We start from the raw sequence: 25428 nt of genomic DNA on the forward strand, positions 1-25428 counted from the left end.
AACAACCTTCTACAGCTATGATAGATAATTGAACAGACTCAACTGCGACACCTTCACGAAACTCTGCTGGGTCGCCTGCAGTACGGTGTTCTGCAGCGCGTAGCGTGACAAAGCCTCAGCATAGTCCAGATCCTGGAGGTCCGACTGCACCGACTTGTTGACCAGGCTGACGTCGGCGATGAAGTCGCTGGTGGAGTCGATGACGTTGAGACGTGCACCGACCTTGCCGCGGATGCCATCGACCTGGGTATAGGCCGTATCGAGGTTGCTCAGGGCTACTGCAGCGTTGTCGCGCATCTTGTACACACCCTCGGTGCTGCCATCGCCGCTCTCCAGGGCCTTGCGCAGATCGGATACCACGTTGAGCAGGCTGCGCTTCTCGTTGGAGGTATCGCGGGTGATCTTGAACTCATCGCCGGCAGCGGGAGCACCGTCCATCTGCACCTTCACCCCGCCGTAGTTGATGAACTTGCTGGCTTCCTGGGTGCTGTTGAGGCTATCTGCCTTGAGCTGGCCAGCCGGCGGATTGGCCGGGTCGTAGGCCGCCCATTCGGCAGCGGTAGGCGCTTTGGACAGGTCGTAGATGACGTACTTCTTGTCATCGAGGAAATGGATGCCGACGCCATCGGTAGCGGCCGGTGGGTTGCTGGCGGGAAAAGTGGAATCGTAGGCTTTCTTGTCATCCACCAAGCCGAGCGAGATCCGCCCGGTACCCGTGTTGCCAGCCACCGGCGTGGTATCCACCCGATTGGCGTTGAAGTTGTTCTCGAAGGCGTCCTTGCCGCTGTCGCTGATGGGCACGAAGGTCGAGCTGGCGATCTGTACGCTGCGCTGGCCTTCATCACCGTTGTAGCTGTAGGTGCCATCGGCGTTGCGCACATAGGGCTGGGTATCGCCCATGGAGCCGGAGAACAGGTACTTGCCGCTGGCATCCTTGCTGTTCATCAGGTTCATCAGCTCGTCTTCGCGCTGACCGACCTCCTTGGCCAGGGACGCGCGATCGGTTGGATCCAAGGCACCGTTGCCGGCCTGGACGGCGATCTCGCGGATGCGCGTCAGCACGGTTTCCACCGAGGTCAGCATGGACTCCTCGGTGTTGAGGCTGTTCTTGGCGGCGGTCATGCCGGTGTTGTACTGACCGTTGAGCGCCTCTTCCTGGCTGATCTGCAACAGCTTGACCGAGGCCACCGGATCGTCCGCCGGGGTCAGGATCTTCTTGCCCGTGCTGATCTCTTCCTGAGTACGGGTGACGCTGCCGTAGTTGTTCTGCAGGCCGCTGATGCCGTTGTTGAATGCCTGGACGGTTGAGATGCGCATGGGCGGTTTCCTTATCTGAAGGCGCCGAGCAGGGTATCGAACAGCGACTGGGCGATCTTGATGACCTGCGCCGAGGCACCGTAGTACTGCTGGAACTGGACGAGTTTGGCGGCTTCCTCGTCGAGGTTGACGGCCGACAGGGAGTCACGGTTGTCCTGGGACTGCTTGAGCACGGTTTCGCTGGCGGCCGAATCCACCCGCACCTGGGCGGTCAGGGTACCGACCCGCTCCACCAGGCCGCCGTAAGCGTTGTTGTAGGTGGTGCCGGTATTGCCATAGCCGCCCATGGTGGGCTTGGTCTGCAAGGCCACCAGGTTCAGCGCGTTACGGTTGTCCGAGACCGCGCCCTTGTTGGTTCCCAGGGTAAAGCTGTCACCGGCCTGGGGAACGCCACTGATATTGAAATCGTAGGTGTAGCTGTTGCTGGTGGTCGGGTCGGTATACGTGAGGCGAACAGCGTTGGTCTGGCCACTGGTAAGACCGGTCGTTGAAGGCGACACGTAGCTGAGCGTCGCGCCGCTCGGCAGGGTGCCATCCAACTGGCTGGTAGTGCTGTTGAAGCTCAGCTTCAGCCCATTGGCTCCGAACAGCCGCCCGAAGTCGGCGGTGTTGACCGGCGACACCGTGCTGGTCAGCGCCGGTTGGGTGATGGCCCCCGTACCGCGGTTGTTGGTCGTGGCCGCGGTCTTGGCGGTACCGGCGAAGCCCAGCTGATCGGCCTGGGCTAGATCCACCTTGAGCTGGGAAGCACCGCGACGCGTCGGCTGCAGGCTGAAGACATCGCCAGCCTGGGCCTTGGCGAGCTCGGCAGCACTGAATTGCACCTTGAAGCCCTGATCGTTGCCATTGGCATCCGTCAGGGTCAGGGTGACCGGATCGGTACCGCTCTGGTTGACCGTGAGCGCCGCGTTGTCACTCGCCCGCCGCGCCGTGAAGCCGGTGCCGTTGTAGTCGAGACGGTAGTCGCTGGGCGAGAGCTTGCTGGTATCGGTGATGCTCAGGGTCGCGCTGGCCGAGCCGGTATTGGTGGCCCGCCCCATCACCCGCAGGCCGATGCTCTGGGCGTCGTTGATGTCGCCGAACAGCGCCGAGCCGGCATTGCCGGACAGGTCCAGGCCCTGTCCCAGCTGCTTGTTGACGGTGTCCGCCAGGGTCAGCGACAACTGCCCCAGGCTGTTGTAGGCGTGGTCCAGAGCCGTGTCGCGATATGACAGCAGGCCGCCCATCTCGCCGCCGCTCAGCTGGCTGGTGACATTCTGCTCGGTCGAGCCGGAGGTCAGGACGATCTGGAAGCGCGAGGGATCGTCGGTGCCGGGCTTGGCCGTCATGCTGGACACGGTATTGCCCACCACCAGCGGCTGGCCGGTGCCAACGAAGAGGTTCAGCGCGCCGTCGTCCTGTTCCACTACCTGCAGCCCGACCATGCCGGACAGCTGCTTGATCGCCTGTTCACGGGAATCGATGAGATCGTTGGGCGAACCGCCGGCGGCCTTGGAGCGGGCGATGGCGTCGTTGAGACTGCCGACGCTCTTGGCCAGGGCGTTGACCTGATTGGTCAGCGCCGACAGCTGGTCGTTGATCTGGCCGTTCTGCTTGTCGACCTGGTCGTACAGGGTGTTGAACGACTTGGCCATGCCCTGGGCCTGAGCCAGCACGGCCTCCCGCGCCGGGATCGACGAAGGATCCTGGGCAGCGGTCTGCAGGGTGGCGAAGAACTTCTGCATGGCCGGGGTGATACCCGTCGTGCTGTCGGACAGCAGGCCGTCGAGCTGGGAGATCTGGCTCTTGAAGGTCTGCAGCTCGCTGTTCTGGCTGTTGGCCGAGCGCACCTGGCTGGTGAGGAAATCGCTGGCGAGACGGCGCACATCCACCGTCTGGGAGCCGGAACCGACATAACCCGAGCCATTGAACTGGGCGATGTTGGTCTGCTGGATGGTCTCCTGCCGCGAATAGCCGGGCGTGTTGACGTTGGCGATGTTGTGGCCGGTGGTGGTCAGGGCGTTCTGCGTGGTGCGCAGGCCCGACAGACCAATGGAAAGTAGATCAGCCATGGCTCACCTCAACCGCGGGACGGACTGGTGCCCAGGGAGGCGACCGTCTGATAGGTGTTCATGTTGCGGGCGATCTGGATCACCTTGCGTGCGTATTGCGGATCGGTGGCGTAGCCGGCCTGCTGCAGGCCCTGCATGAAGCGCTCGGAGTTGCCGTTGGTGGACAGCGCCTTGTCGTAGCGGTCGTTGCTCTGCAGGAAGTTCACATAGTCGTGGAAGCTGTCGGCGAAGGAATCGTAGGTGCGAAACTTGGCGGTCTCGGTCACCGCCTTGCCATTGACAAATTCCTGGGTCACCGCCGGGGCGCTGCCGCCGTCCCAGCCGTGGGACTTGATGCCGAACAGGTTGTTACTGTTGCTGCCATCGGCCTGCTTGACCATGTGCTTGCCCCAGCCGGTTTCCAGCGCCGCCTGGGCGACCAGGTACTTGGGGTCCACGCCCAGGCGCTTCGCCGCGGCTTCGGCCATGGGCATCATGGTGTCGACGAATTCCTGACGGGTACGGAAACGGGTCTTGCCGGTGGCAGCGGCGCCGTCCACGCTGGCGACGGCCTCGGTCGAGGCAGCCGGCTTGCTGCCGGGTTGCGTGGCCTGCTGGCGCCAGGCGCTCTGGGCGGCAGCCACTTCCTGGAAGCTCTGCTTGAGGGTGGCGCCCTGCTCCGCCGCGCCGGAAATATTGGCGGCGGTACGCTCGGCCAATCGCCCGGGCAGCGCCAGCCGACGCGAATTGAGCGCGCTGGAATCGTCACGCCCGGACGCCACCGCATTGGTCGGCTTGAGGCCGTGGCTCGCCACGTCGTTGAGCTTGGCGTTGCGGCCGGCGGCCAGTTGGCCGTCGGTGGGCGCAGCCTGGCCGACCTGGGCGAAGGGATTGGGGCGCGCCGACGGCTGGGCGGTCTTGCTCAGCTGGCGCTCGAGCACGTTGGCCAGGCCGATACCGCCGCCGTCCCGGGACAGGGAGACGGCCAGCTGCTGGTCGTACATGTCCTGGTACTGCTTGGTGGTTTCGCTGGAAAAGGGGCTGTCCTTGTCCGCCAGCGCCTGGTTGGCACTGCGCATGGACTTGAGCATCTGGCTCAGGAACAGCGACTCGAATTCGCCGGCGACCTTCTTGACGTTTTCCGAGCTGTCGCGATCTTTACCCTTCATCTGGGCCAACCGATTCAGGTCGGTAAAGGCCCCCGAATCCTTGACGTTGCCGTAGTTGCCACCCAGACGAGATTCCATCGCCCGTTCTCCTTAGATAACGATCAGATCGGCCTGCAAGGCGCCGGCCTGTTTCAACGCTTCGAGAATGGCGACCAGGTCGCTGGGCGCCGCGCCCACCTGATTCACCGCTCTCACAATCTCGTCCAACGTGGTACCCGGACCGAACTTGAACATCGGCTTGGCCTCCTGCTTGGCCTTGACGGTCGACTGGGGAGTCACCACCGTCTGCCCACCCGACAAGGGATTGGGCTGGCTCACCTGGGGGTCCTCGCTGATGGTCACGGTCAGGCTGCCCTGGGTCACCGCCGCCGGCGAGACCTTGACGTTCTGGCCGATGACAATGGTCCCGGTGCGGGAGTTGACGATGACCTTGGCCACCGCCTGCCCCGGATCCACTTCCATGTTCTCCAGGATCGAGATGTAGTCGACGCGCTGGCCAGGATCCACCGGCGCCGTGACACGAATCGATCCGGCATCAACAGCAGATGCAACACCCGCGCCAAGTGTCTCGTTGATCTTGTCGACGATGCGCTTGGCAGTGGTGAAGTCGCTGCGATTGAGGTCCAGCGTGATGCTGTTGCCCTGGTCGAAGCCGCTCGGCACCGGTCGCTCGACGGTGGCGCCATTGGGAATGCGGCCGGATGACGGAACGTTGACGGTAATCTTCGAGCCGTCACGGCCTTCGGCGTCAAAACCCCCGACCACCAGGTTGCCCTGGGCGATGGCGTAGATCTGGCCATCGATACCCTTGAGCGGCGAGAGCAGCAGACTGCCGCCTCTCAGGCTCTTGGAGTTGCCGATGGAGGACACCGTGATGTCGATGGTCTGGCCAGGCTTGGAAAAGGCCGGCAGATCGGCATGGATGGACACCGCCGCGACGTTCTTCAGCTGCGCCGTGGTACCCGGCGGCACCTTGATGCCGAACTGGGCCAGCATGTTGTTGAAGGTCTGCACGGTGAAGGGCGTCTGGGTGGTCTGGTCGCCGGTACCGGGCAGCCCCACCACCAGGCCGTAGCCGATCAGCTGGTTGGTCCGCACGCCCTGGATGCTGGCGATGTCCTTGAGCCGATCCGCCTGGGCCAGGGGCATGACCAGGGCCAGGGCGGCAGCGGCGATGAGGGTCTTGAACATGGCGCTCATCCTCAGAAGGGCATCAGCGGGCTGCCGAAGAACTGGCTCAGCCAGCCCGGCTGACTGGCATCGGCGAAGGCGCCGGTGCCCGAATAGGTGATACGGGCATCGGCCACGCGGGTGGACGACACGGTGTTGTCGGTGGCGATGTCGTCGGCGCGGACCATGCCTTGGATGCGCATGAGTTCGTTGCCGGTGTTGAGCGTCAGCCACTTCTCGCCGCGGACCACCAGGATGCCGTTGGGCAGCACCTCGGCGATGGTCACGGTCAGCGAGCCGGACAGGCTGTTGCCCTGGGCCGCCGTGGACTTGCCGGTGTTGGAGCGGTTGCCGGAGAAGCCGGCGTCCAGGCTCAGGTCGCCATCGGCCAGGGGATTGGGGATCTTCGGCTTGGCGCCGAACAGCGAGGTCATCCCCAGGGTCGCCTTGCTGTTCTTGGCGACGTCGGAACTGGCGTTCTTGCTGGCCTGGGTCTTCTCCTGCAGGGTGACGGTGATGATGTCGCCGATGCGGAAGGCCTTGCGGTCGGTATAGAGATTCTGCTCGAACCCCGACTGGAAGATGGCGCCGTTGTTCTGCGCCGCCGGCACCGGCGTGCGCGGCAGCACCGGGGCGTAGTAGGGATCGTCCGGCTTGGCGGCCGGGGCTACGCATCCTGCGAGTACGAGCGCTCCCAGGAGCGGGGCGACGGCGAACAGAGGTTTCATGGAGCGCTTCCTCACAGGGGATTAGAGCTGTTGACTGACGAAGCCGAGCATGTCGTCGGCCGCTTTGATGACCTTGGAATTCATCTCGTAGGCGCGCTGGGTGGTGATCATGTTCACCAACTCCTCCACGGTGCTCACGTTGGAGTTTTCCAGGGTGCTCTGCAGCACGGTGCCAAGACCGTTGAGGCCCGGGGTACCGACCTGGGGGGCGCCGCTGGACGCCGTCTCGCTGAACAGGTTCTGGCCCACGGCCTGGAGACCGCCCGGGTTGACGAACTGGGCGATCTGCAGATTGCCGATGACCTGGGGTGCGGCCTGGCCGGCGGTAGTGACCGACACGGTGCCGTCTTCGCCAACGGTGAAGGTCTTGGTATCGGCCGGCAGCACGATGGCGGGCTGCAGGGCGAAGCCGTTGGCGGTGACCAGCTGGCCATCGGCATTCAGATGGAAGGTACCGTCACGGGTGTAGTTGATGGTCCCGTCAGGCATGGTCACCTGGAAGAAGCCGTCGCCGTTGATGGCCATGTCCAGCGGCTGGTCGGTGGTCTGCAGCGAACCCTCGGTGAAGTTCTTCTGGGTGCCGACGATGCGCACACCAGTACCCAGTTGCAGGCCGGAGGGCAGCTGATTGTCCTGAGTAGACTGGGCACCCGGCTGGCGACGGATCTGGTACAGAAGGTCCTGGAATTCGGCGCGATCGCGCTTGAAGCCCGTGGTGGACACGTTGGCCAGGTTGTTGGAGATGGTGGTGAGGTTCATGTCCTGGGCGGACAGACCGGTCTTGGCGACCCACAGTGACGACATCATGATGGTATTCCTCGAAGTGCCGGTTTTACGTCGGCGCTAGCCTTGATCAGGAGAATTGCAAAACCTTTGCCAGCGCCGCGTCGTTGTCTTCGGCGCTGCGCATCATCTTCACCTGCAGCTCGAACTGGCGGGACAGCGACAGGATGGAGGTCATCTCCTCCGCCGCATTGACGTTGCTCGACTCGACGAAGCCGGATACCAGGGACACGTTGGCGTCCATGGGCGGCGCGGCCTGGCCCTGCTTCATGTGCAGCAGGCCGTCGAGCCCCTTTTCCATCTGCTTGGTGTCGGGATTGACCAGCTTGATGCGGTCGACCTGGGCCAGGGCGTTGGCCGCCTGACCGGAGCCGCGCACGGTGATGCTGCCGTCCTGACCGATTTCCACCTTGGAAGCGGGCGGCACGGCGATGGGTCCGCCATTGCCGAGCACCGGCAAGCCGCTGCCGGTCCGCAGCATGCCCAGGGGATCGATCTGCAGGCTGGAGGTGCGGACATAGGCCTCCTTGCCGGAGGGATCCTGGACCGCGACGAAGCCCGGCCCCTGGACGGCCACGTCCAGGTCACGCCCGGTTTCCTGCAGCGCACCGGGGGTGAAGTCGGTCGCCGGCCGCTCGCTCATGGAATAGACGCGCGACGGCATGGTTTCGCCGAACACCTGCATCGAGCGCGCCTGTTCGAGATCCTTGCGGAATCCCGAGGTCGAGACGTTGGCCAGGTTGTTGGCATGGGCGCGCTGGGCCATTTCGTTCTGGCTGGCGCCGGTCATGGCGACGTACAGCAGCTTGTCCATCTGATCCTCCGACGGCGGCAGATTGCCGCCAAGCTTGCGTTCAGAGGTTCTATAGCAAGGCCCGTTCCAGAAAACGGAAACCCCACTGAATCAAGAACTTGAGAATAGAAAAGCCTCCCAAGGGAGGCTTTTCCTGACGTCTGACCGGCAAGCCGTCAGAGAAACGACATCAACGCAGGTTGATGATGGTCTGGGTGATGGCGTTCTCGGTCTCGATGGTCTTGGCGTTCGCCTGGTAGTTGCGCTGCGCCACGATCATGTCGACCAGCTCGGTGGAGATGTCCACGTTGGAAGACTCCAGCGCCCCGGACTGCAGGGCTCCCAGGGTGCCGGAGCGCGGCGTGCCGACCACTGGTTGACCCGATTCCGAAGACTCGGTCCAGGAGGTCTTGCCCATGGGGGTCAGGCCCTGGACGTTGGCGAAGTTCGCCAGCACGACCTGGCCCTGCACCTTGGACTGACCGTTGGTGTAGCGCGCGAAGATCTGGCCGGTATCGTCGATCTCCAGGCCGGACAACTGGCCGGTGGTGTAGCCGTCCTGGTTGACGCTGGTCACGGCAAAGGCACTGCTGTACTGGGTCGAGCCACGCATGTCCAGGGTAATGCCGGCCGGGTTGGCCACGGCGCCGTTGGAGGCCCAGGTCGCCGGGGTACCACCGTTGGAAATGGCCGGGACCCAGTTGTCCAGCTTGAGCACGCCCTCGAAGGCATTGGTGCTGGCGTTGTTGACCTGCTTGAGATCGGTCGAGGCCACATTGGCACCGTCGAGCGCACCACTGCTGGTGAACGGCAGGGTCACGCTGTAGGGCGTGGCGACCTTGGTGGTCGCATCTTCCTTGGTGGGGTCGCCCGGATTGCGACCGTCGATCAGCACGTTCATGGTCCAGGAGTTGTTCGCGCCCTTGACGAAATACTGCGACAGGACGTGGGCGTTGCCCTGGCTGTCATAGATGTTCACCGAGGTCGAGGAGTTGTAGCTGGTCGGATCGGACGGGTTGAACGGCGTCGTGGTCGGCGTCGTCTGGGTCGAGTTCAGGTTCACCGTCTGCTTGATCGAGCTGGACGCCTTGGGCGCCTGGCTGGCGGTCTCGATGCGCAGGTCGCTGCGCACGCCCGGCTGCAGCAGACCCTGGTCGTTGGTGGTATAGCCCTGCAGCTTGTAGCCGTTGTTGTCGACGATGAAGCCTTGCTTGTCGGTCCCGAAGTAACCGGCACGGGTGTACTGGATAGCGCCATTGTTGCTGGTGACGAAGAAGCCGTTGCCGTTGATGCCCATGTCCAGCGCGTTCTGCGTGGAATCGATGGTGCCCTGGTTGAACAGCTGGCCGACATTGCCGAGCAGCACGCCGCTGCCCTGGGCATTCTTGCCGGTGCCCAGAACCGAGGCGGCATAGAGGTCCTGGAACTCCGCCCGCGACTGCTTGAAGCCGACGGTACTGGCGTTGGCGATGTTGTTGCCGGTGATGTTGAGGTCACTGGACGCGGCCTTGATGCCGCTCAAACCGATATTGAAAGACATGCTGGATTCCTCTCGTGTGCCGCGCCTTACTGGCCGACCGCCTGGACTTTGGAGATGCCGATGCTGCCGACGCCGCCAAGGTTGAGTGTCATTTCGCCGCCGTTCTGCCCGAGCGTCACACTGTCGACGTTGGCTGGCAGACTGGTCTTCATGGCCGTGGTGGTGTCGTTCACATTCGCCTGGGCCTCGAAGCGATAGGTGCCGGCATCCAGCTTCTTGCCGCTGGCGTCGGTGCCATCCCAGGTAAAATTCACCAGGCCACTGGATTGCTGCCCCAGGTTCAGACGATTCACCTGACTGCCCGCGTCGTTGTAGACGTTGACCCAGACGTTCGGACTGGACGCGGTCAGATTGAGCGCACCCTTGAAGTCCGCACTGGTATCCACCTTGACCTTGTCGGTATCGACGATCACCTTGCGGCCCACCAGGGTGGACGCCTGCAGCGCCTGGGAAGACTGGCTGCCGGAGAGGATTGAGCTGACGCTGGTATTGAGGTTGGTGATGCCCTCGACGGTACTGAACTGCGCCAGCTGTGCGATGAACTCGCCGTTGCCCTGGGGCTCCAGCGGATTCTGGTTGTTCATCTGGGCGACCATCAGCTTGAGGAACTCGTCCTTGCCGAGCTTGCCGCCTTTCTTGCCATCGCTGCTAGCGGTCTCGGAGGTAGCGTCTGTCTTGTTGACGGAGTACTTGTCGAGCACCGACTGAGCGGTTGAATTGGTCGTGCTTATGGACATGGCGCCGGTTCCTTACTGACCGAGGGTCAGTACCTTCTGCATCATCTGTTTGGCGGTATTCATCATTTCCGCATTGGTCTGGAAGGCGCGACTGGCCGAAATCATGTCGGCCATCTCCTCCACCACGTTCACGTTGGGGTAGTAGACGTAGCCTTCCTTGTCCGCCATGGGGTGGTTGGGCTCATAGCGCTTCTGCACCTCGCTCTGATCCTCGACGATGCCCTTCACCTCTACCCCGACCCCGGCCTGGCCCTGGTTGTCGAACAACGAGGCGCCGCCCTGGGCGTCATTGAGCTGGGCGGCGAATACCGGATGCCGCGCCTTGTAGGTCTGGTCGACGCTGGAAGACACGGAATCGGCGTTGGCCATGTTGCTGGCCACGGTGTTGAGGCGAACGTTCTGGGCGCTCATCCCGCTACCGGCGATGTTGAACAGCGAACTCAGGGACATGGCTACTCTCCGCGCAGGGCCGACATCAGCCCCTTGAACTTGCTATTGAGCAGGGTGAAGCTGGCCTGGAAATTCATCGCGTTTTCGGCGTAGTTGGCCTGCTCGACCTGCGCATCCACGGTGTTCTGGTCCACCGAGGGCTGAGTGGGGATGCGATACTTCAAGGCCGCATCGCCCATGCCCATGTCGAAGCCTTCAGCGGCGATATGGCGGCTGTTGGTGGTTTCCAGCTGATAGTGGCTGGCAGCTCCCGGAGCGCTCTTGGCCGTCTGCTCTGCCATCACGGCGCTGAAATCCAGATCCCGCGCCTTGTAGCCCGGGGTGTCGGCATTGGCAATGTTGTTGCCCAGCACCTCGGCGCGCTGCGAACGGAAGTTCAGCGCCTGCTCGTGCAACCCGAGTGCTTTGTCGAAACTGATGCTCATGTCGAGAGACCTTTGACGTGGCTTGCAAGCGATTTAGCAAGGCCCGTGCCAGTCTCTTGCATCCATTTAAATCAAGGGTTTAGCGCAACGCGGCAGTCAGAACGACGGCAAGCGGCAAGGTTTTTCCGCCGCCTTTGCCGGCCCCGGGATCGGGGGCGGCAAAACTTTGGCGCAGAAAAGGTAAACCGGGAGCCAGACCTACATGCTGTGGATTTTCCCCTATCGAACCGGACCAATGCCCCGTCAAATTGCGGCCTGCCACAAACGCCTAAAATCCTGCAGCGATCGGTATTCGACGCGTTGTACGGATAACCCTCGCAATGCCTGACAGCGATAGCCAGGTTGCTTAGGGTCTTTGCATAGTCGAGCTTAGACATGTGGCGGATATAACCGCCCTTCTTAGTCTTCACGAAGCTTTCCGCCATCCCGCTGCCTGGGGACTACACGCCGTTTTCATCAGAAGCAACAGGTCGACCTGCTGCGCAAAAGATGAGTCTGTTTGGCGGTATAGGTCTACTCATTACCAGCCAGATACTGCGCCGTTAACGAAAGTCGCCTAACTCCAAGCCATGTTCGATAGCGCCTAGCATCACGTCGCGAACCACGTCACCGCTACAGCGTCTTGCGCCAGCCGCCCAACTGACAGTAAGGCAATGGCAGGCTATCGCCCGCCATTGCCGGGAAAGGACCTAAACCGATGTCCAAAGCCAGTTGAACATTACGTCTGTCTCAAGAGTTGTTGTGGCGCGCATCGGATAGAGCACGACGATAAAGGGTAACCATCTCGCCCAGCAGCTCCTGAGCGATATTACAGGCAACCTTTAGCCGCAGCTCTTCAGGATGACCGGAGTCGCGCTCTGCCAGCTGAATTAGCAGGTCACCTAGCATTGAGGCACGAAGATCCGCATCGGCTTCGATAGATCGAGTGGAAAGATCCATTTGGTCGAGCGTGACTGGCTTGCTGGGGAACGGGACGATAGAGGGATTCTTCTCAGCCATAGCAAACCTCCGTTGTAGAGGTAGATGGCATACAGGTAGCGCCAAGGCGGAGCTCGGGCTTAAAAGGAGATACAGGCATTTTAACTGCTCCTCAGACGATTAAGGAGCCGCCACCCGCCGTTGTCACTCGGTGATGGGAGGCGGACCGTGAGGGGGTGACAAACCGGCGTCCGAGGGAACCGGCCAGGCAAAAGCCTGCCCCACACGGCCCGCCATAGAAAACCACAGATGTGGTCTAGCTACAGCGCTACCGCGCCTCGAACGAATCGGGTTGTCACACCCGGTCGTGGGATTGACCACGACAATGCAAATTTACCGTTTTGGAACGCGCCCTAGCAACCCGTGACGACGCTCGCTACCTATGACTCATCTAGGTTGGTCTACAGCAGACCATTTGGTACGCAACAGAAATACGGTAACGGGCCAAATCAGATTGTTCTGGGACAGACCAATCCAGCCCCACGAGACTCGCTGACAGCCGAACGGCCTTCGTAGGGGGAGAGCAAATGGGAAACTATTGCACGCACAAGCGCTACGCATCGACTAACTGGTTCACGACGCCAATCGCACTGCTGGTAGATCCGCGGCTGACGCCGCTGGAGCGCAACGGGTGGCAGGTCTTACGCATGCTCAGTGATGCAGACGGTGTGAGTTCGCTTACGAGTCTGAGCCAGCTTCGACGCTATCTCAGCACCACGCCGTTAGGACAACGGGCGGGCTATGAGACGGCACGACGTGTGCTGAAGGTGCTGCGCCTGACGGGTTGGATCACTCTGTTCGGTGTACAGCGTGACCCCATGACGGGCAAGGTGATGAGCGAGCGCTACAGGGTGCATGAGCGTGCCTTAGCGTTTGATCGAGCATGCACTGCCGACCAGACGCTTGCCGGCCTATTGCACGCGTGCCTTCACGAGACGGGCCATCCGATCCACCGGATTGCGCAGCATCTCAATCATGCGTTCGAGCAAAAGCAGCGCAGTGACGATGGGCAGGCTAGCCCTGATGACCTCGGGAGCTCTAGCTCCGAGGCGGTACAGATGGGGTCTGGCATAGGCCAAACTGGTCTGTCACAGACCAACGAAGTCCACGACGAACCCATTGGCCAATACAGTACGTACAGTAGTAAGACGTATAAAGTACGTACGTACCCTTCAGAGGTCGAAAGCACAGAGGGCAGCACTCCGCTTCCATCCTGTCTTGCGGGAGTTGATGAAAAGCAGTTGCAAGAGCTTCTAACTGGACTTGATGAGTTGGCGCTGGAGCAGCGTCAGCAGGTGTTGGCAGAACTGGAGGCCAGACACCGTAGCGGCGGCATACGCGACGTAGTGGCCTATGCCTTTGGCTTGATCAGACGAGCGCAGTCGGGAGGTTTCCGGCCTTATGCACGGCGAGACAGGCCGGCAATGCAGACCGTGGCGAACAGAGACCTCGGCATGGACCATCGTCCCCGCCCGGCACATCGAGTAGCCCCCGCAAAGCGCTCAACGCCCGAGATTGCCGAAAACCACATTGCGACGCTTCGCAAGATGCTCAACATGCCCGTGCGATGCAACGAATCAGGCTGAACGCGGAGAGGAACTTAAGACCTATCACCCCCGGCAGGTATAGGCGTGGCTGAGACTAGGCTGTGCTCAGGTTGTACAGCATGCCGGCAAGCTCCGTGGACGATAAAAGCCAACGCAGCACCGTGCATACCAACCGGAATGTTTAAAGCCGAGCAACAGCAGTCGCTTGGATGGGTACGGTTAGTACTAGGAACCAATTACAGCTAGATAGCACACAGAGCTGCAAAGTACCGCGAAGACCATGTGCTGAAATCCAGCTTTGCCACCCTCTATCGAATGCTTACTTGGCCTTGTAGATGATGCCCGGATTGCACTGCACCATCTGGTAGAGATCCGGCAGGCCGTTGAGGGCCTCGGAGGCGCCCAGGAACAGATAACCGCCCGGCTTGAGGGTACCGTGAATGCGCGTGAGGATGTCCTTCTTCACTTCAGCGGAGAAGTAGATCAGCACATTGCGGCAGAACACCATGTCGAATTTGCCGAGGCTGGCGTAGCTGTCCAGCAGATTTAGCGCGCGGAATTCGATACGGCTGCGAATCGCCGGCTTAACCGCCCAGCGATTCGGCTGGAGCACGTCAAAGTAGCGCTGCAAGCGCTCCTGGGATAGCCCTCGACCGATCGCCAGCGAATCGTACTCACCGGACTTGGCCGCGGTGAGAATGGCGCCGGAGAGGTCGGTCGCCACGATTTGCATGCCGCCACGCCCCTGCCCCGCCGCGCTGCGCTCGAATTCGTCCATGGTCATGGACAGTGAATAGGGTTCCTGACCCGAAGAGCAGGCCGCCGACCAGACCCGCAGGCGCTGGCCGAAGGTGTTCTTGGTCAACTCCGGCAAGAGGCGGTTCTTCAGCACCTCGAAGGGATAGGTGTCGCGAAACCAGAGGGTTTCATTGGTCGTCATCGCATCGATGACCTTTTCCCGCAGACCGCCACGGGGCTGCATCTGGATGCGCTGCACCAACTCCGACAACGTCTTGATCCCCTCGGTCTCCATCAGCTTGTTGAGCCGACTGGAGACGAGGTACTGCTTGTTGTCACCGAGCAGGATCCCGCTGGATTTCTCGAGGAAATCACGAAAAAGCACAAAATCCGCGTTGACTGCTGACACTGCCGCTCCGCCTTCTGGATACCGGGATAGAGACGCCTTCACCTAGTGACTGTCGACCGCATTGATGCGCTCGGCTACCCGGGAGGCAAGATCATCGGGACGGAACTTGGCCAGGAAGTCATCCGCACCGACCTTCTTGACCATCGCCTGGTTGAAGACGCCGGACAAGGAGGTATGCAGCAGTATATGCACTTTCTGCATCCGCGAATCATGACGGATTTCCGCCGTCAGGGTGTAGCCATCCATTTCCGGCATCTCGATGTCGGAAATGATCATCAGCAATTCCTCTTCCGGACGCTTGCCTTCAGCCACCATCGCCTGGAGGAAATTCAGGGCCTGGCGACCGTCGTTGAGGGAGATGACCTCTACCCCGACGGTTTCCAGGCAGCGGCTCACCTGCTTGCGGGCCACCGAGGAGTCGTCGACGATCAGAACGCGCTTGGTGACGGCCTTGGCCTGTACCACTTCGCTGATGACGCCGGCCGACACGGTTTCGACCGACGGTGCGACTTCGGAGAGGATCTTTTCCACGTCGATGATCTCGACGAGCTGGTTGTCGACCCGGGTGACGGCGGTCAGGTAGTGGTCACGACCGGTACCCTTGGGTGGCGGGTTGATGCCTTCCCAGTTCATGTTGACGATTCGCTCCACCGAGCGCACCAGGAAGCCCTGCACCTTGGTGTTGTACTCGGTGATGATCACGAAGCAGTTGTTGATGTCTTCCAGCCCACGACGACCGGTGGCCATCGCCAGGTCGATGATGGGAAAGGTGCCGCCACGAATGCTGGCCACGCCCCGTACCACCGGACTGGATTTCGGCATCACGGTGAGTTTGGGGCACTGCAGCACCTCCTTCACCTTGAAGACGTTGATGCCGTAGAGCTGCGAGCCGTCCAAGCGGAACAGCAGCAGTTCCAGACGGTTCTGGCCCACCAGTTGGGTACGTTGGTTGACTGCGTCCAATACACCAGCCATTTGGCGACTCCTCTCGTTGCCACGGACCGGTTGGAAAACTCGGCACAGGGCTTGCTTAGATGTGACTCATGAAGATCGAAGCGACGTGTTTCCGACCTATGAAGAACTCTTGCCGCTGGGCTGCGAATCTTGTGTTGATCCTGACATGCCTGGGCGGAAAGGCCTATGCAGAAGGCGACTACACCTCATCTGACGAACTTATCGGCGCTGTCGAAAGTTTTCTTGAGGAGCGCGTGCAGGAATATTTGCTGGAGACCCATTCCAACGCTCGCCATGAAACCCAGATCAACTCCCTGGATCCCCGATTGCGCCTTGCCGCCTGCGACAAACCCCTGACGCTGTCGCAGCAGGGCAGCCCGACGCCGGTGGGCCGGATCAACGTCAAGGTGCGTTGCGAAGGCGGCAGTCCCTGGACGGTATTCGTGCCCGCTCAGGTCAAGCTGTATCGCCCGGTGGTGGTTACTCAGCAGCCGCTGTTGCGTGGCGCGGTGCTCGATGACCAGAACGTGGCCCTGGTGGAGCGCGATGTCGGCACCCTGACCCAGGGTTACCTGACCAGCCTGGAGCAGGTGATAGGTACCCAGCTGAAGCGTCAGGTGGTCAGCGAGCAGGTGCTGGCGCCCTCCTTTATCGAGCAGGCCGAACTCATCCGCAAGGGCGAACAGGTGGTGATCAATGCCCGCAGCGCTTCCTTCAGTATCCGCATGCAGGGCGAAGCCCTCAGCGCAGGCGCCAAGGATGAGGAGATTCGTGTACGCAACCTGAGCTCCAACCGGGTGATCCGCGGTCGGGTCGTCGATCAGGGGCAGGTGGAGGTGGCGCTTTAGCGAAGAAGTCAAAAGGAGTACCTTGGCGTCTGCATCCTGAACCTCTGCGCGTCATCCTGTCGAAGGATGTGACAAGGCGCACAGGTCTACGGCTAAAGTTTCGGCATGGCACGCCGATAAGCCGGACATGCGAATGAGACGACACGAGGATCTTCACTCATGGCTCTAGATATCAATCGCCTGAATTCGTCCTCTACTGCGGGCATAGGCAACACCAAGGCGGCGTCCACCAAGGACGTGTCCACGGCTCAGACCAGCGACGTCAAGGCTACCAAGAGCACCGCTTCCGGCGAGTCGGTCAGCTTGAGTGCCGAGGCCAAGCAACTGAGCTCCCTGACGGCAGGGCTCAAGGATCTGCCGGTGGTCGACAGCGACAAGGTCAGCCGCCTGAAACAGGCCATCGCCGATGGCTCCTACAAGGTCGACAGCCAGAAGGTGGCCGACAAGCTGATGGCGTTCGAGTCCTGACGCCCGGCTCGGCATGGCCTTTCTGACGATCGCCACTAACGTTCGAACGGAAACCGCGCCATGCCCCATGCCAACTTGCTCGAGATCACCCGCCACGACATCGATCTGAGCGAGCAACTGCTGGCCCTGATCGAGCAGGAGTTCCAGGCCCTGAGCGAGCGCCAGCTCGATCGGCTGGAGGCCCTGCTGGGCACCAAGCAGATCCTGCTCAAGCAGCTCGACCAGCACGCCCAGCAGCGTACCCTGCTGCTCCAGACCCATGGTCTGCGAGCGGATCTGCAGGGTTTGCAGGCCTACGCCGCCCAGCAGCCCGACGGGGAAGAATTGTTGGCACGCTCCAGTCAGCTCGCGCAGCTCATGGAGCAATGCAAGGCTCACAACGTCCGTAATGGCCAGATCATCCAGGCCAACCGCTTCGTGGTCGGCAAACTGCTCAATGTACTGCAGGGCACTTCGGCGCCCACGCTGTACAACCGTCGCGGCAGTCAGACCGGTGGCGGCTATCAGCGTCCCCTGAGCTCGGCTTGATCACGGGCATTCTCATGCCAGCGTTTTTCACTGTACAGATGGCGTTAAGCCAGTATCCTTGCTGACCGCTGTTTACAGGAGTTTCCAGGTGCAAGGCTCTTCCGCTAGCGACCATGCCGCTCAGCCACCCCAGGTCTATCGCTCCAAGGGCGAGATCCTGGCCTGCCTGCGGCCGGCGCAACAGCAGCATATTCCGCTGCGGATCACCTTCAATCGTCAGGGGCAGCAATTCCAGAGCTTCGTCGTCGAGATCGACGAGGCCAAGGGCTTGATCGCGCTGGATGAGTTCATCCCACGCGAGGCCGAACGTCTGCTCGAACAGGGCCAGTCGTTCCGGGTGGACAGCTTCCACGAAGGCATCAAGGTCACCTGGCAGATCAATCATCCGGTCGAGTTCAGCGAGCTGGATGGCAATCGCTGCTACTGGATCGGCCTGCCCACCGAACTCACCTATCACCAGCGGCGCAATGCCTATCGGGTCAAGTTGCTGCTGACCCAGCCGGCGACGGCGGAGCTGAGCCAGGGCAACAGCCCGATCCAGCTGCGAGGCCAGTTGATCGATCTGTCGGCCACGGGCTGCAAGCTGCGCTTTCCCGGCAATGTGACCCATCTGCTGCAACCGGGGCAGCAGGTACAGAGCTTCAGCGCGGAGTTGCCCATCGGAACGATCAACACCCCGGTGACCATTCGCCACGTGGCCTGTCCGGAGCGTATGGAATACAGCGACGTCGGCGTCTGCTTCAATAGCCTGACCGGCGCAGCCCAGCGTCAGATCGAGCGCTTCATCTACCAGTTGCAGCGGGAAAACCGCCGGTTCGAGTGACCGACCGGGCGTCCACGACTGCTGGACGCCCTCCTCCACCGCTCAGGGCGCCCTGGATTCAGGCGGGTCCTGCAGGAACTCGATCTCTTCCTGCAGAGGTGCTCCCTCCTCGATAGGCTCCTCCTCTACGACCGGCTCAGTGTGCATCTGGTCATGCACCACCTGGCTATCGACCCGTGGATCCAGGGCCGCTGCCAGCGGCGAACTGGTCGACCCTTCGGGCATCTGTACGTGGCTCAGCGGCGCCTCGTCGACCAGGTGCTTGCCGGTGACCGCATCCGGGCGGATACGCCAGATCAGGATGGCACCGCAGAGCACGACAAAGGCATAGAGCATGTTGGGTCCGACCAGATTCATCAGCGCACCCACCACCAGCGGACCGATACAGGCACCGATGCCAAAGGTCACCAGTAGCATGGCGCTCAGGGATACCCGCCGCCCCCCTTCGATATGGTCATTGGACAGCGCCACCGCCAGGGGGTAGAGCACGAATTGCAACAGGCTGGCGATGAGGCCGAGCGGCAGCAGCACCACCGGCGGCACATGGGGCAGCACGGCCAGTGGCAGGGCAGCCAGCGTCAGGGCGATGGCGACCACCCGGATCAGCCAGCTGCGATCATGCCGATCCGACAGCCAGCCGATTGGCCACTGGGCGATCAGGCCGGCGAAGATGCAGCAGGCCATGAACAGGCCGATGCGCTCGGTGGGCAGGCCCTGGGCGCTGGCATAGAGGGGCGCCAGGCCGTAGAAGGAGCCGATCACCAGTCCGGCGACCAGGGTCGTGGTCAACGACTGCGGAATTCGCTGGATAAAAAACGTGGGTTCCAGCGGCGCCGGCTTGAGCGGTGCCGGGTGGATCTTGCCGGTGACCGCCACCGGCACCAGGCACAGGGCGTAACAGATGGCGACCAGCATCAGCTTGTCGACGCCGAGATCCGGCGAGAGCACCAGCACCACCTGCCCCAGCGCCAGGCCGAGGTAGGAAGCGGTCATGTAGCCGGAAAAGACCTTGCCGCGCTCGCCTGGGCCGGCCTGCTCGTTGAGCCAGCTCTCCAGCACCATGTACTGGCACATCATGCCCATGCCGATCAGCACCCTGAGTGCCAACCACATCGGCAGCCAGGGCAGCAGGCCGATCCCCAGCACCGCTGCGCCGACTACGCCGGCGCAGGTCACATAGGCACGGATATGGCCGACCTTGGCGATCAGTCGATGCCCCAACTTGCCGCCTATCACCAGGCCCGCGTAATAGGCAGCGGTCAGGGCGCCGACCCAGAGTCCCTGCACCTGATCGGCGGCCAGTCGCAGACCGAGATAGGTACTCAGCAGACCGGTCCCGATCAACATTAACAGCGTCGCGAAATAGAGCCCGCGAAACGCCGACAGCACACGCACCATTGCCTACTCCATCGTCTCTTGCACACCCGGCAAGCGCGACGGAATCAGCTTCGTCGTTGCGCCGCCAGCTGGGCGTCCTCGCCCAGGCGTGGGTTGTATTGGCCTGCACAGGCCTTCATCAGTACCTGCAGCACCGACAGATTACCTCTGACGCTGCTGATCTTGGTGGGTACCTCGCCCTTCGGATAGCGCCGCACGGTGGGGAGTTCCACGCAGCGATAGCCCAATTTCGGTACCCGATAGGAAAGATAGGCCAGCAACTCGTAGGTGGTGAACTCGTCGCGGAACGGTGCCACGCGCGGATCCAGCAGCATGGCCCGGCTGTAGGCGCGGAAACCCTGGGTGGTGTCGGTCCAGTGGAAACCCGAGGCCAGGCTCAGCATGGGCGCATGGATGAAGCGAATGGCGAAGTCGCGGGACTTGGGGGTGTTTTCCGCCACGCCGCCGGCCAGGAAGCGCGAGGCCTGGACGAAGTCGTAGCCCTGCTCGATGGCGTCGATGAAGCGCGGGATGGCGTCCGGATCGTCCTTGTCATTGCCGTCGATGGTCACGATGCCGGTGTAGCCCTCGTCGAGCACGAAGGCATAGGCGCAGCGCAGCTGGGAGCTGAGCTTGCCCGGTGCGGTCTTGACCAGCAGCCCACGCACGCCCAGCTCCTGTAGCCGCTGCGGCTCCAGCGAGCCGTCGGTACTGCCACCGTCGACGATGATGACATCGGCGATGTCGGCGATCCTGACCGCCGCCATGCGCCGCAAGAGGTTGAGAATCCGCTCGCCTTCGTTGATGACCGGGATCACCACGCAGTGCGGACGGCTGCGACCGTTCCAGAAGGTCGTCGAATAGCTGGGCACCTGCCAGAGGGCGCGCTCGGTGGCGGGAATTGCAGTAGTCATAGGTCCTCCAGGTTCAACCGACACGGGCCGTGATGAGGGCGACGCCGGCGATGATCAGGACGATGCCTGCCGCCGTGGTCCAGGGAAAGGCTTCGCGAAAGATCACCACCGACAACAAGGCGACGCTGGCGATGGCCCCGGCCGTCAGCACCGGATGCGCCACGTTCAGCGGCAGCTTGGCAAGGGCGGCGGCATACAGCAGAAAGGCCAGGCCATACATGAAGAGCCCCAGCCAGAATGGCCAGTTGGCAAGCGCGGCCATGGGATCGCTCAGACTGGGAAAACGCCGCGGCGGCAGCATGGCCAGCTTCACCAGCACGCTCGCCGAGGCGTTGGACGCAATGCCCAGGATCAGGATCAGCCACTTCATGCGGCAGCCTCCGGCAGGTCGCGATAGGCCTTGACCGCGACCTGGACGCCACGCTCCAGCGCGGCCAGGTTGGAGCCCTGCTTGGCCGGCAGCATCTCGATGCTGACCACCTGCTCCGGCAGCCGCCGGGTCAGGGCGAAGGCGATTCCCTCGTGGTTGGTACCGCCCTCCCCCAGGGTCACCAGATCCGGTTCGCTGGCATGGACGTGACCGATCAGTTCGGCATGCTCTTCGAGGACGCGGGCGGCATCCTCCTCGTTGATGGTCAGGGCGCCGGTATCGAGCTGCATGAGGATCGCCGGATGCTCCACGGCCCGTACCACGGCGGCGGTGGAATCGCTGTCGATCATGAAGTTGGCGCCATAGCGTGGCGGATTGGGCTCCAGGCAGATCTGCACCCGGTGCGCCGCGGCCACATCACCCAGGCGGCGGAAGAAGTCCCGTGCCTGCGCCAGGGCCTGGTCGTCACTCAGCCCCGAGCGATCGCGATTGCGCGGCGAGCCGAACACCAGGCGCGTCGCGCCCAGCCCCTCGGCGACCCGGCAGACGCCCTCCAGCTGCGCCAGCAGCGCGCGCTGCACGTCGTCGGCGCCGAAAACGTTGAGGCCGGTGGTGCCGAACAGTAACGCCTGCATGCCGGTGATCTCGATGCCGCGGGCCTGCCACTGCTGACGCACGACCTGGATTTCCTGAGCGGTGGCCGCCTTGGGATCGGCAAAATACTTGCCGGGGGCGATGTCGATGGCATCCACCCGGTATTGCTGCAGGATCTCGGCGACCATGGCGTCATCGGTCGGATCCCAGGCGATATTGGAGATGGCGATGCGCATCACTGACCCTCCGCCTTGATGACCGGGGGTTCCGACTGGGCATAGGCCCGGACCGCGAGCAGGGTGTCGCGCGCGCTGTACTGGTAGCCGTCACGCCCGCTGAAGACTTCGGCATGCACGCTGCGGAAATCGTAGCGCGCTGGCGTACCCTCCAGGGTATTGCCGAAGTCGCGTCCGAAACCCTGGCTGGCGATGTCAGCCACGCTGATGGGCTCGGCGGTCAGGTGCACCAGGTCCAGCCCGGCAGCCTGGGCGGTCTTGATGTCATAGCCGAGATTGACCATCGGATAGAACTGGAAGACGCCGCGACTTTCCACCGCGTGCAGGTTGTTGTCGTTGAGCAGGTCGTAGATCACGTTCTTGCGCAGCCCGGGCCCGACCAGGCCCGGCAGGCGGACGATCAGGGCCTTGGCGAAATGCTCACGGACGAACTGCTCCAGTCGATAGCGATTGGCGCCATAGGCGTGCAGTCCCTCTGCGTCCACCGCGGTGGTCTCATCGACGCCGAGCGGCTGCTTGAAGACATCCACGGTGCTGATCAGCACGAAGGAATCGCACTGGATCCGCGACAGATGACTGATCAGGCCATCGATCTTCTCGCGATCGGCCGCAGGATCGCGATTGGCGATCCACTTCTGCGCCGGCGCTCCGGCGCAGATGACCTGGCCATAGGGCTGATCGCCAATCTGGTCGATATTGGTGGAGCGAAACAGCGCGCCGAAGGCCTTCTGCTTGAGCAGCGTCGACCCCACGAAGCCGCTGTACCCTATCAATGCGTCGGTCTTCATGTAGCTCACCCCTTGGTCTTGAATCTCAGGCAATAGTCCGGTTGGCACTCCTCGACGGGATAACGCTCGTCCAGGTAGGCCTTGAGTCGTGGAAATTTGTCGTGCATGGAAATGTTGTTCAGCTTGAATGACCAGAAGGTCGTCGAATACACCACCGCCGGCGGATCGGCATGCTGTAGATCGCTGAGCAGATCGGCTTCGTAGGGTGGCGTGGCATAGACCGGATAGATGTACTTGGTACAGGCCGGCAGATCGGTCACGCCGTTGATGACCCCATTGTTGGCCAGATCGAACACACAGTGAGCGCCGCTTTCCAGCAGGCGCCGCGAGGCCCATTGCACCCCGGGCGTGGCCAAGGCGGCGTCATCCGGCAAGGCGGTCAGCGCCGGCACCCAGGCGAGCCCCTGGGCCCACACCCGCTCGACCGGCGACTTGTAGAGGTTGAAGGCGGCGAGCAGCACCAACAGCGCCGCCAGGGCCGGTACCAGCAGACGCCGGCTGAAGGCCAGCAGCGCACCCGCCAGCAGCACCGCAAAGAACGGCGAGGGATTAAGTCCGACCAGCCCCATCAGTACGGCAGCGGCAATGGCCGCGGCCGCCGCGCGCGGATGCGCCGAGATGTCCCAGCCACCGTTGCGGGCCAGCCGCTGCCGGCGGGCGGCATAGAGCAGGCTCAGCAGGGGTACCCAGAAGCCCATCTGGATATGCTGGAAGTCCGCGCGATTGACCCCGATCTTGAAGAAGATCGCGAGCAGCACTGCCAGGGCGCCAATCAGCGGCAGATCCTCGCTCCAGCGCCACGGCCAGGGCAGACAGCGGATCAGGGCGAAACCGGCCAGCGCCGTAGGCACTGCCAGCAGCAGGCTCAGCGCCAGCGGCCGGGCATTCAGGCCATAGCCCCACTGGGACGAGGTTTCCAGAAGGAAGGTCAGGTTCTTGACGTAATCGGTCAGGGCGAAGAAATCGGTACCAAAGCCAAGCCAGCCAACCGTTGCCACGAAGGTCAGCAGCGACAGGAAATGGCGCCGATGCAGAAGCAGCGTGAGCAGTACCGCCGAACCGATGGCCAGCACCCCGGCGATCCCGCGGTCATAGGACCAGAACAGATTGAAGCCGGCGGCCAGGCCGAGCAGCACCTCGCAGACCAATCGCCGCGGCGTGGTCTCCACCTTGCGATGCAGACAGAAGAGGAACAGTGACAGCAGCAGGAAGAGATCGCGATAGCCCACCACCTGAGTCGTCACGGCGCCCATGGCGACCAGCAGGATCAGGCGCGCGCGGCCCTTGGGCACGGGGCACAGCAAAACGGCCGTTCCCCACAGCAATAGGGCCGCGCTGGTGTTGCACAGTCCATAGAGGATCTGGGTCACCAGGAAGGTGTGCTGGGCGCCGAACCAGGTCTCCGCCAGCCACACCGGGATGAAATCCAGCCCGCCATGGATGGTGAAGGCATGAGCGCCCGGCTGACTGTGCAGCAGCGTCGGCAGCGTGGCGAAATATTCCCCCTGGTGGAAGGGGTCGAGGATGACGCCCTTGCCGAACAGAAAGAAATTGATGATGGAAAAGATCAGAACGCTGATGAAGCCGGCGACGCCGGACACCCCCCTGGGTGTCGCTTCAGTGGAAGGGTTCGGCATCGAGGCGCTCCAGGGCATCGAAAATGTTGTCGATCTTGCCGCCCAGCATCGAATAGCAGCCGGGCAGCTGGGAATGTTGTTCGAAGAGGATGGGACGGCCGTCGTCACCTTCGTTCTTCATCAGGATGGTCTTCACCTCGAACAGCGAATCCCGGTACTCCACCCGTGCCGCAGCCGACATGTAGCGGGCCACGTCGCGCACCATCCAGTCCGCTCGCGAAGCACGGTCGTAGTCGTCGAGCAGGGCATAGGGATCGGTGCCATTGGCGTCTTCCCAGTTCAGGTGCGGGGTGTAACGCACATGGGACAGGGTGTGCAGACCGCGCGCTGGGAACGGCATCATGGAAAAGAACGGACCGTCCATGACCGTCACGCCGAGGTTGCGCAGCTCCGGAGGCATCTCCACCAGGGCCATCTCGGTGATCTCATGGCGCAACCGGGTAGCGGTGCCGGGAAAATCGCCGCCGTACTGGTTGAGGCCGCTGTAGGTACAGTTGAAGAGGTAGCGGCAGTGCAGCTCCTCCTGTCGTCCGGCTTCATCCACGACCTCGGCACCCAGTCCCCCCGCTTCACCGCGGATCGCCATCACGCGACTCTTGAGGCGCACCTCGACGCCGACGGCATCGAGCTCGCGACTCACTTCGGCGGCAAGTACGGCGGAGTTGAAGGCATATTCCTCCGTCAGATACACCGCCTCGATCAATCGATCGTCGAACAATCGACTTAATTCTTCGGATGCCGGCTGCAGGGAAGCCTCGATCCCCTGACAGAAACGTTCGAACTGCTTGGCCGTTACCTTGGAGTTGTTGCGGGCAATGGCATACAACTTGGTGAAATCCCGCACTACCACATCGGGATAGTCGCGCAAGAAGCGCGGCAAGTTGACCCGGCTGCGAAAGGCCGTGACGAAACTGCGCGGATAGTGATAACCGTTATGAACACGTGCCTGATTGTTGTAAGAGGCACGCTTCAACAGCCCGTCTTCCCGCTCGATCAGGGTGACTTTCGCAAAGCCCCTCACGCGCATGAGATACAGGGCCGTCATGGCCCCGTAAAATCCACCACCGATGACGATCG

26 protein-coding genes are annotated in these 25428 nt (G+C 62.3%); 5 read left to right on the forward strand and 21 right to left on the reverse strand.

Annotated elements, in window-relative coordinates; all coding sequences use genetic code 11:
* Positions 1-15: 15 nt before the first annotated feature.
* From flgL to QE444_RS18850, 12 genes are all read right to left on the reverse strand, one after another.
* Complete coding sequence (gene flgL / locus QE444_RS18795) at positions 16-1317, reverse strand: flagellar hook-associated protein FlgL (protein WP_273861438.1); 1302 nt, start codon at positions 1315-1317, stop codon at positions 16-18.
* A gap of 11 nt (positions 1318-1328) precedes the next feature.
* Positions 1329-3368 (reverse strand): flagellar hook-associated protein FlgK, encoded by a 2040-nt coding sequence (gene flgK, locus QE444_RS18800; RefSeq protein ID WP_309740826.1) that lies wholly within the window; start codon positions 3366-3368, stop codon positions 1329-1331.
* A gap of 8 nt (positions 3369-3376) precedes the next feature.
* On the reverse strand, positions 3377-4594 hold the full coding sequence (gene flgJ, locus QE444_RS18805) for a flagellar assembly peptidoglycan hydrolase FlgJ (RefSeq protein ID WP_187979929.1): 1218 nt from the start codon (positions 4592-4594) through the stop codon (positions 3377-3379).
* A gap of 12 nt (positions 4595-4606) precedes the next feature.
* Positions 4607-5707 (reverse strand): flagellar basal body P-ring protein FlgI, encoded by a 1101-nt coding sequence (locus QE444_RS18810; protein WP_133862454.1) that lies wholly within the window; start codon positions 5705-5707, stop codon positions 4607-4609.
* An 11-nt stretch (positions 5708-5718) separates the two neighbouring features.
* Positions 5719-6414 (reverse strand): flagellar basal body L-ring protein FlgH, encoded by a 696-nt coding sequence (gene flgH / locus QE444_RS18815; RefSeq protein WP_309740835.1) that lies wholly within the window; start codon positions 6412-6414, stop codon positions 5719-5721.
* Positions 6415-6435: 21 nt separating this feature from the next.
* Positions 6436-7221 (reverse strand): flagellar basal-body rod protein FlgG, encoded by a 786-nt coding sequence (gene flgG, locus QE444_RS18820; protein WP_027598031.1) that lies wholly within the window; start codon positions 7219-7221, stop codon positions 6436-6438.
* Between the two features lie 46 nt (positions 7222-7267).
* Positions 7268-8011 (reverse strand): flagellar basal body rod protein FlgF, encoded by a 744-nt coding sequence (locus QE444_RS18825; protein ID WP_133862456.1) that lies wholly within the window; start codon positions 8009-8011, stop codon positions 7268-7270.
* A gap of 169 nt (positions 8012-8180) precedes the next feature.
* The gene (gene flgE / locus QE444_RS18830) at positions 8181-9530 is read right to left on the reverse strand and encodes a flagellar hook protein FlgE (RefSeq protein ID WP_133862457.1); all 1350 of its coding nucleotides are present in this window, start codon (positions 9528-9530) and stop codon (positions 8181-8183) included.
* A gap of 26 nt (positions 9531-9556) precedes the next feature.
* On the reverse strand, positions 9557-10267 hold the full coding sequence (locus tag QE444_RS18835; protein WP_309740843.1) for a flagellar hook assembly protein FlgD: 711 nt from the start codon (positions 10265-10267) through the stop codon (positions 9557-9559).
* 12 nt (positions 10268-10279) lie between these two features.
* Complete coding sequence (gene flgC, locus QE444_RS18840) at positions 10280-10717, reverse strand: flagellar basal body rod protein FlgC (RefSeq protein ID WP_133862458.1); 438 nt, start codon at positions 10715-10717, stop codon at positions 10280-10282.
* Between the two features lie 2 nt (positions 10718-10719).
* The gene (gene flgB, locus QE444_RS18845) at positions 10720-11142 is read right to left on the reverse strand and encodes a flagellar basal body rod protein FlgB (protein WP_309740847.1); all 423 of its coding nucleotides are present in this window, start codon (positions 11140-11142) and stop codon (positions 10720-10722) included.
* Between the two features lie 729 nt (positions 11143-11871).
* Positions 11872-12141 (reverse strand): hypothetical protein, encoded by a 270-nt coding sequence (locus tag QE444_RS18850; RefSeq protein ID WP_309740851.1) that lies wholly within the window; start codon positions 12139-12141, stop codon positions 11872-11874.
* Between the two features lie 506 nt (positions 12142-12647).
* On the opposite strand from QE444_RS18850, the gene QE444_RS18855 reads away from it, so the two are divergent.
* Positions 12648-13706 (forward strand): STY4528 family pathogenicity island replication protein, encoded by a 1059-nt coding sequence (locus QE444_RS18855; protein ID WP_309740854.1) that lies wholly within the window; start codon positions 12648-12650, stop codon positions 13704-13706.
* A 280-nt stretch (positions 13707-13986) separates the two neighbouring features.
* Here the strand turns inward: QE444_RS18855 and cheR are convergent, their stop codons facing one another.
* Positions 13987-14814, reverse strand: a complete 828-nt coding sequence (gene cheR / locus QE444_RS18860; protein ID WP_208692067.1) for a protein-glutamate O-methyltransferase CheR — start codon at positions 14812-14814, stop codon at positions 13987-13989.
* 42 nt (positions 14815-14856) lie between these two features.
* Positions 14857-15789, reverse strand: coding sequence for a chemotaxis protein CheV (locus QE444_RS18865; RefSeq protein WP_044340938.1), 933 nt, complete (start codon positions 15787-15789; stop codon positions 14857-14859).
* A 98-nt stretch (positions 15790-15887) separates the two neighbouring features.
* Between QE444_RS18865 and flgA the strand changes: the two genes are divergently transcribed.
* The 4 genes from flgA to QE444_RS18885 all read left to right on the forward strand — a co-directional run bounded on the left by flgA (position 15888) and on the right by QE444_RS18885 (position 18435).
* Positions 15888-16616, forward strand: a complete 729-nt coding sequence (flgA, locus tag QE444_RS18870) for a flagellar basal body P-ring formation chaperone FlgA (RefSeq protein WP_133862463.1) — start codon at positions 15888-15890, stop codon at positions 16614-16616.
* A 159-nt stretch (positions 16617-16775) separates the two neighbouring features.
* Positions 16776-17084: a flagellar biosynthesis anti-sigma factor FlgM gene (gene flgM, locus QE444_RS18875; RefSeq protein WP_059315614.1), complete on the forward strand. Its 309-nt coding sequence runs from the start codon at positions 16776-16778 to the stop codon at positions 17082-17084.
* A 60-nt stretch (positions 17085-17144) separates the two neighbouring features.
* Positions 17145-17612: a flagella synthesis protein FlgN gene (locus QE444_RS18880; protein ID WP_133862465.1), complete on the forward strand. Its 468-nt coding sequence runs from the start codon at positions 17145-17147 to the stop codon at positions 17610-17612.
* 88 nt (positions 17613-17700) lie between these two features.
* Complete coding sequence (locus tag QE444_RS18885; RefSeq protein WP_187979934.1) at positions 17701-18435, forward strand: flagellar brake protein; 735 nt, start codon at positions 17701-17703, stop codon at positions 18433-18435.
* Between the two features lie 42 nt (positions 18436-18477).
* Here the strand turns inward: QE444_RS18885 and QE444_RS18890 are convergent, their stop codons facing one another.
* Genes QE444_RS18890 through QE444_RS18920 form a run of 7 tightly spaced genes read right to left on the reverse strand, consistent with a single transcriptional unit; the run spans position 18478 to position 25396 of the window.
* Positions 18478-19833 (reverse strand): MFS transporter, encoded by a 1356-nt coding sequence (locus QE444_RS18890; protein WP_263258884.1) that lies wholly within the window; start codon positions 19831-19833, stop codon positions 18478-18480.
* 44 nt (positions 19834-19877) lie between these two features.
* Complete coding sequence (locus QE444_RS18895; RefSeq protein ID WP_133862468.1) at positions 19878-20726, reverse strand: glycosyltransferase family 2 protein; 849 nt, start codon at positions 20724-20726, stop codon at positions 19878-19880.
* Between the two features lie 13 nt (positions 20727-20739).
* Positions 20740-21096, reverse strand: coding sequence for an SMR family transporter (locus tag QE444_RS18900; RefSeq protein WP_027598043.1), 357 nt, complete (start codon positions 21094-21096; stop codon positions 20740-20742).
* Positions 21093-21926 (reverse strand): sugar phosphate isomerase/epimerase, encoded by an 834-nt coding sequence (locus QE444_RS18905; RefSeq protein WP_133862469.1) that lies wholly within the window; start codon positions 21924-21926, stop codon positions 21093-21095. The genes QE444_RS18900 and QE444_RS18905 overlap by 4 nt, the downstream gene beginning before the upstream one ends.
* Positions 21926-22714 (reverse strand): pyridine nucleotide transhydrogenase, encoded by a 789-nt coding sequence (locus QE444_RS18910; RefSeq protein WP_263258883.1) that lies wholly within the window; start codon positions 22712-22714, stop codon positions 21926-21928. The genes QE444_RS18905 and QE444_RS18910 overlap by 1 nt, the downstream gene beginning before the upstream one ends.
* A 5-nt stretch (positions 22715-22719) precedes the next feature.
* On the reverse strand, positions 22720-24351 hold the full coding sequence (locus QE444_RS18915; protein ID WP_263258882.1) for a hypothetical protein: 1632 nt from the start codon (positions 24349-24351) through the stop codon (positions 22720-22722).
* Positions 24332-25396, reverse strand: a complete 1065-nt coding sequence (locus tag QE444_RS18920) for an FAD-dependent oxidoreductase (protein WP_405046482.1) — start codon at positions 25394-25396, stop codon at positions 24332-24334. Before QE444_RS18920 ends, QE444_RS18915 begins: the two co-directional genes overlap by 20 nt.
* Positions 25397-25428 lie beyond the last annotated feature (32 nt).

The sequence above is a fragment of the Pseudomonas sp. SORGH_AS_0199 genome (genome assembly GCF_031453735.1).
GTDB classification, from domain to species: Bacteria; Pseudomonadota; Gammaproteobacteria; order Pseudomonadales; family Pseudomonadaceae; genus Chryseomonas; species Chryseomonas aestiva.

What these genes read in the sequence shown, in the direction of transcription:
- flgL (WP_273861438.1), bottom strand. Translation starts at nt 1,317, where the DNA reads ATGCGCATCTCAACCGTCCAGGCATTCAACAACGGCATCAGCGGCCTG.
- flgK (WP_309740826.1), bottom strand. Translation starts at nt 3,368, where the DNA reads ATGGCTGATCTACTTTCCATTGGTCTGTCGGGCCTGCGCACCACGCAG.
- flgJ (WP_187979929.1), bottom strand. Translation starts at nt 4,594, where the DNA reads ATGGAATCTCGTCTGGGTGGCAACTACGGCAACGTCAAGGATTCGGGG.
- QE444_RS18810 (WP_133862454.1), bottom strand. Translation starts at nt 5,707, where the DNA reads ATGTTCAAGACCCTCATCGCCGCTGCCGCCCTGGCCCTGGTCATGCCC.
- flgH (WP_309740835.1), bottom strand. Translation starts at nt 6,414, where the DNA reads ATGAAACCTCTGTTCGCCGTCGCCCCGCTCCTGGGAGCGCTCGTACTC.
- flgG (WP_027598031.1), bottom strand. Translation starts at nt 7,221, where the DNA reads ATGATGTCGTCACTGTGGGTCGCCAAGACCGGTCTGTCCGCCCAGGAC.
- QE444_RS18825 (WP_133862456.1), bottom strand. Translation starts at nt 8,011, where the DNA reads ATGGACAAGCTGCTGTACGTCGCCATGACCGGCGCCAGCCAGAACGAA.
- flgE (WP_133862457.1), bottom strand. Translation starts at nt 9,530, where the DNA reads ATGTCTTTCAATATCGGTTTGAGCGGCATCAAGGCCGCGTCCAGTGAC.
- QE444_RS18835 (WP_309740843.1), bottom strand. Translation starts at nt 10,267, where the DNA reads ATGTCCATAAGCACGACCAATTCAACCGCTCAGTCGGTGCTCGACAAG.
- flgC (WP_133862458.1), bottom strand. Translation starts at nt 10,717, where the DNA reads ATGTCCCTGAGTTCGCTGTTCAACATCGCCGGTAGCGGGATGAGCGCC.
- flgB (WP_309740847.1), bottom strand. Translation starts at nt 11,142, where the DNA reads ATGAGCATCAGTTTCGACAAAGCACTCGGGTTGCACGAGCAGGCGCTG.
- QE444_RS18850 (WP_309740851.1), bottom strand. Translation starts at nt 12,141, where the DNA reads ATGGCTGAGAAGAATCCCTCTATCGTCCCGTTCCCCAGCAAGCCAGTC.
- QE444_RS18855 (WP_309740854.1), top strand. Translation starts at nt 12,648, where the DNA reads ATGGGAAACTATTGCACGCACAAGCGCTACGCATCGACTAACTGGTTC.
- QE444_RS18865 (WP_044340938.1), bottom strand. Translation starts at nt 15,789, where the DNA reads ATGGCTGGTGTATTGGACGCAGTCAACCAACGTACCCAACTGGTGGGC.
- flgA (WP_133862463.1), top strand. Translation starts at nt 15,888, where the DNA reads ATGAAGAACTCTTGCCGCTGGGCTGCGAATCTTGTGTTGATCCTGACA.
- flgM (WP_059315614.1), top strand. Translation starts at nt 16,776, where the DNA reads ATGGCTCTAGATATCAATCGCCTGAATTCGTCCTCTACTGCGGGCATA.
- QE444_RS18880 (WP_133862465.1), top strand. Translation starts at nt 17,145, where the DNA reads ATGCCCCATGCCAACTTGCTCGAGATCACCCGCCACGACATCGATCTG.
- QE444_RS18890 (WP_263258884.1), bottom strand. Translation starts at nt 19,833, where the DNA reads ATGGTGCGTGTGCTGTCGGCGTTTCGCGGGCTCTATTTCGCGACGCTG.
- QE444_RS18895 (WP_133862468.1), bottom strand. Translation starts at nt 20,726, where the DNA reads ATGACTACTGCAATTCCCGCCACCGAGCGCGCCCTCTGGCAGGTGCCC.
- QE444_RS18900 (WP_027598043.1), bottom strand. Translation starts at nt 21,096, where the DNA reads ATGAAGTGGCTGATCCTGATCCTGGGCATTGCGTCCAACGCCTCGGCG.
- QE444_RS18905 (WP_133862469.1), bottom strand. Translation starts at nt 21,926, where the DNA reads ATGCGCATCGCCATCTCCAATATCGCCTGGGATCCGACCGATGACGCC.
- QE444_RS18910 (WP_263258883.1), bottom strand. Translation starts at nt 22,714, where the DNA reads ATGAAGACCGACGCATTGATAGGGTACAGCGGCTTCGTGGGGTCGACG.
- QE444_RS18915 (WP_263258882.1), bottom strand. Translation starts at nt 24,351, where the DNA reads ATGCCGAACCCTTCCACTGAAGCGACACCCAGGGGGGTGTCCGGCGTC.
- QE444_RS18920 (WP_405046482.1), bottom strand. Translation starts at nt 25,396, where the DNA reads ATGACGGCCCTGTATCTCATGCGCGTGAGGGGCTTTGCGAAAGTCACC.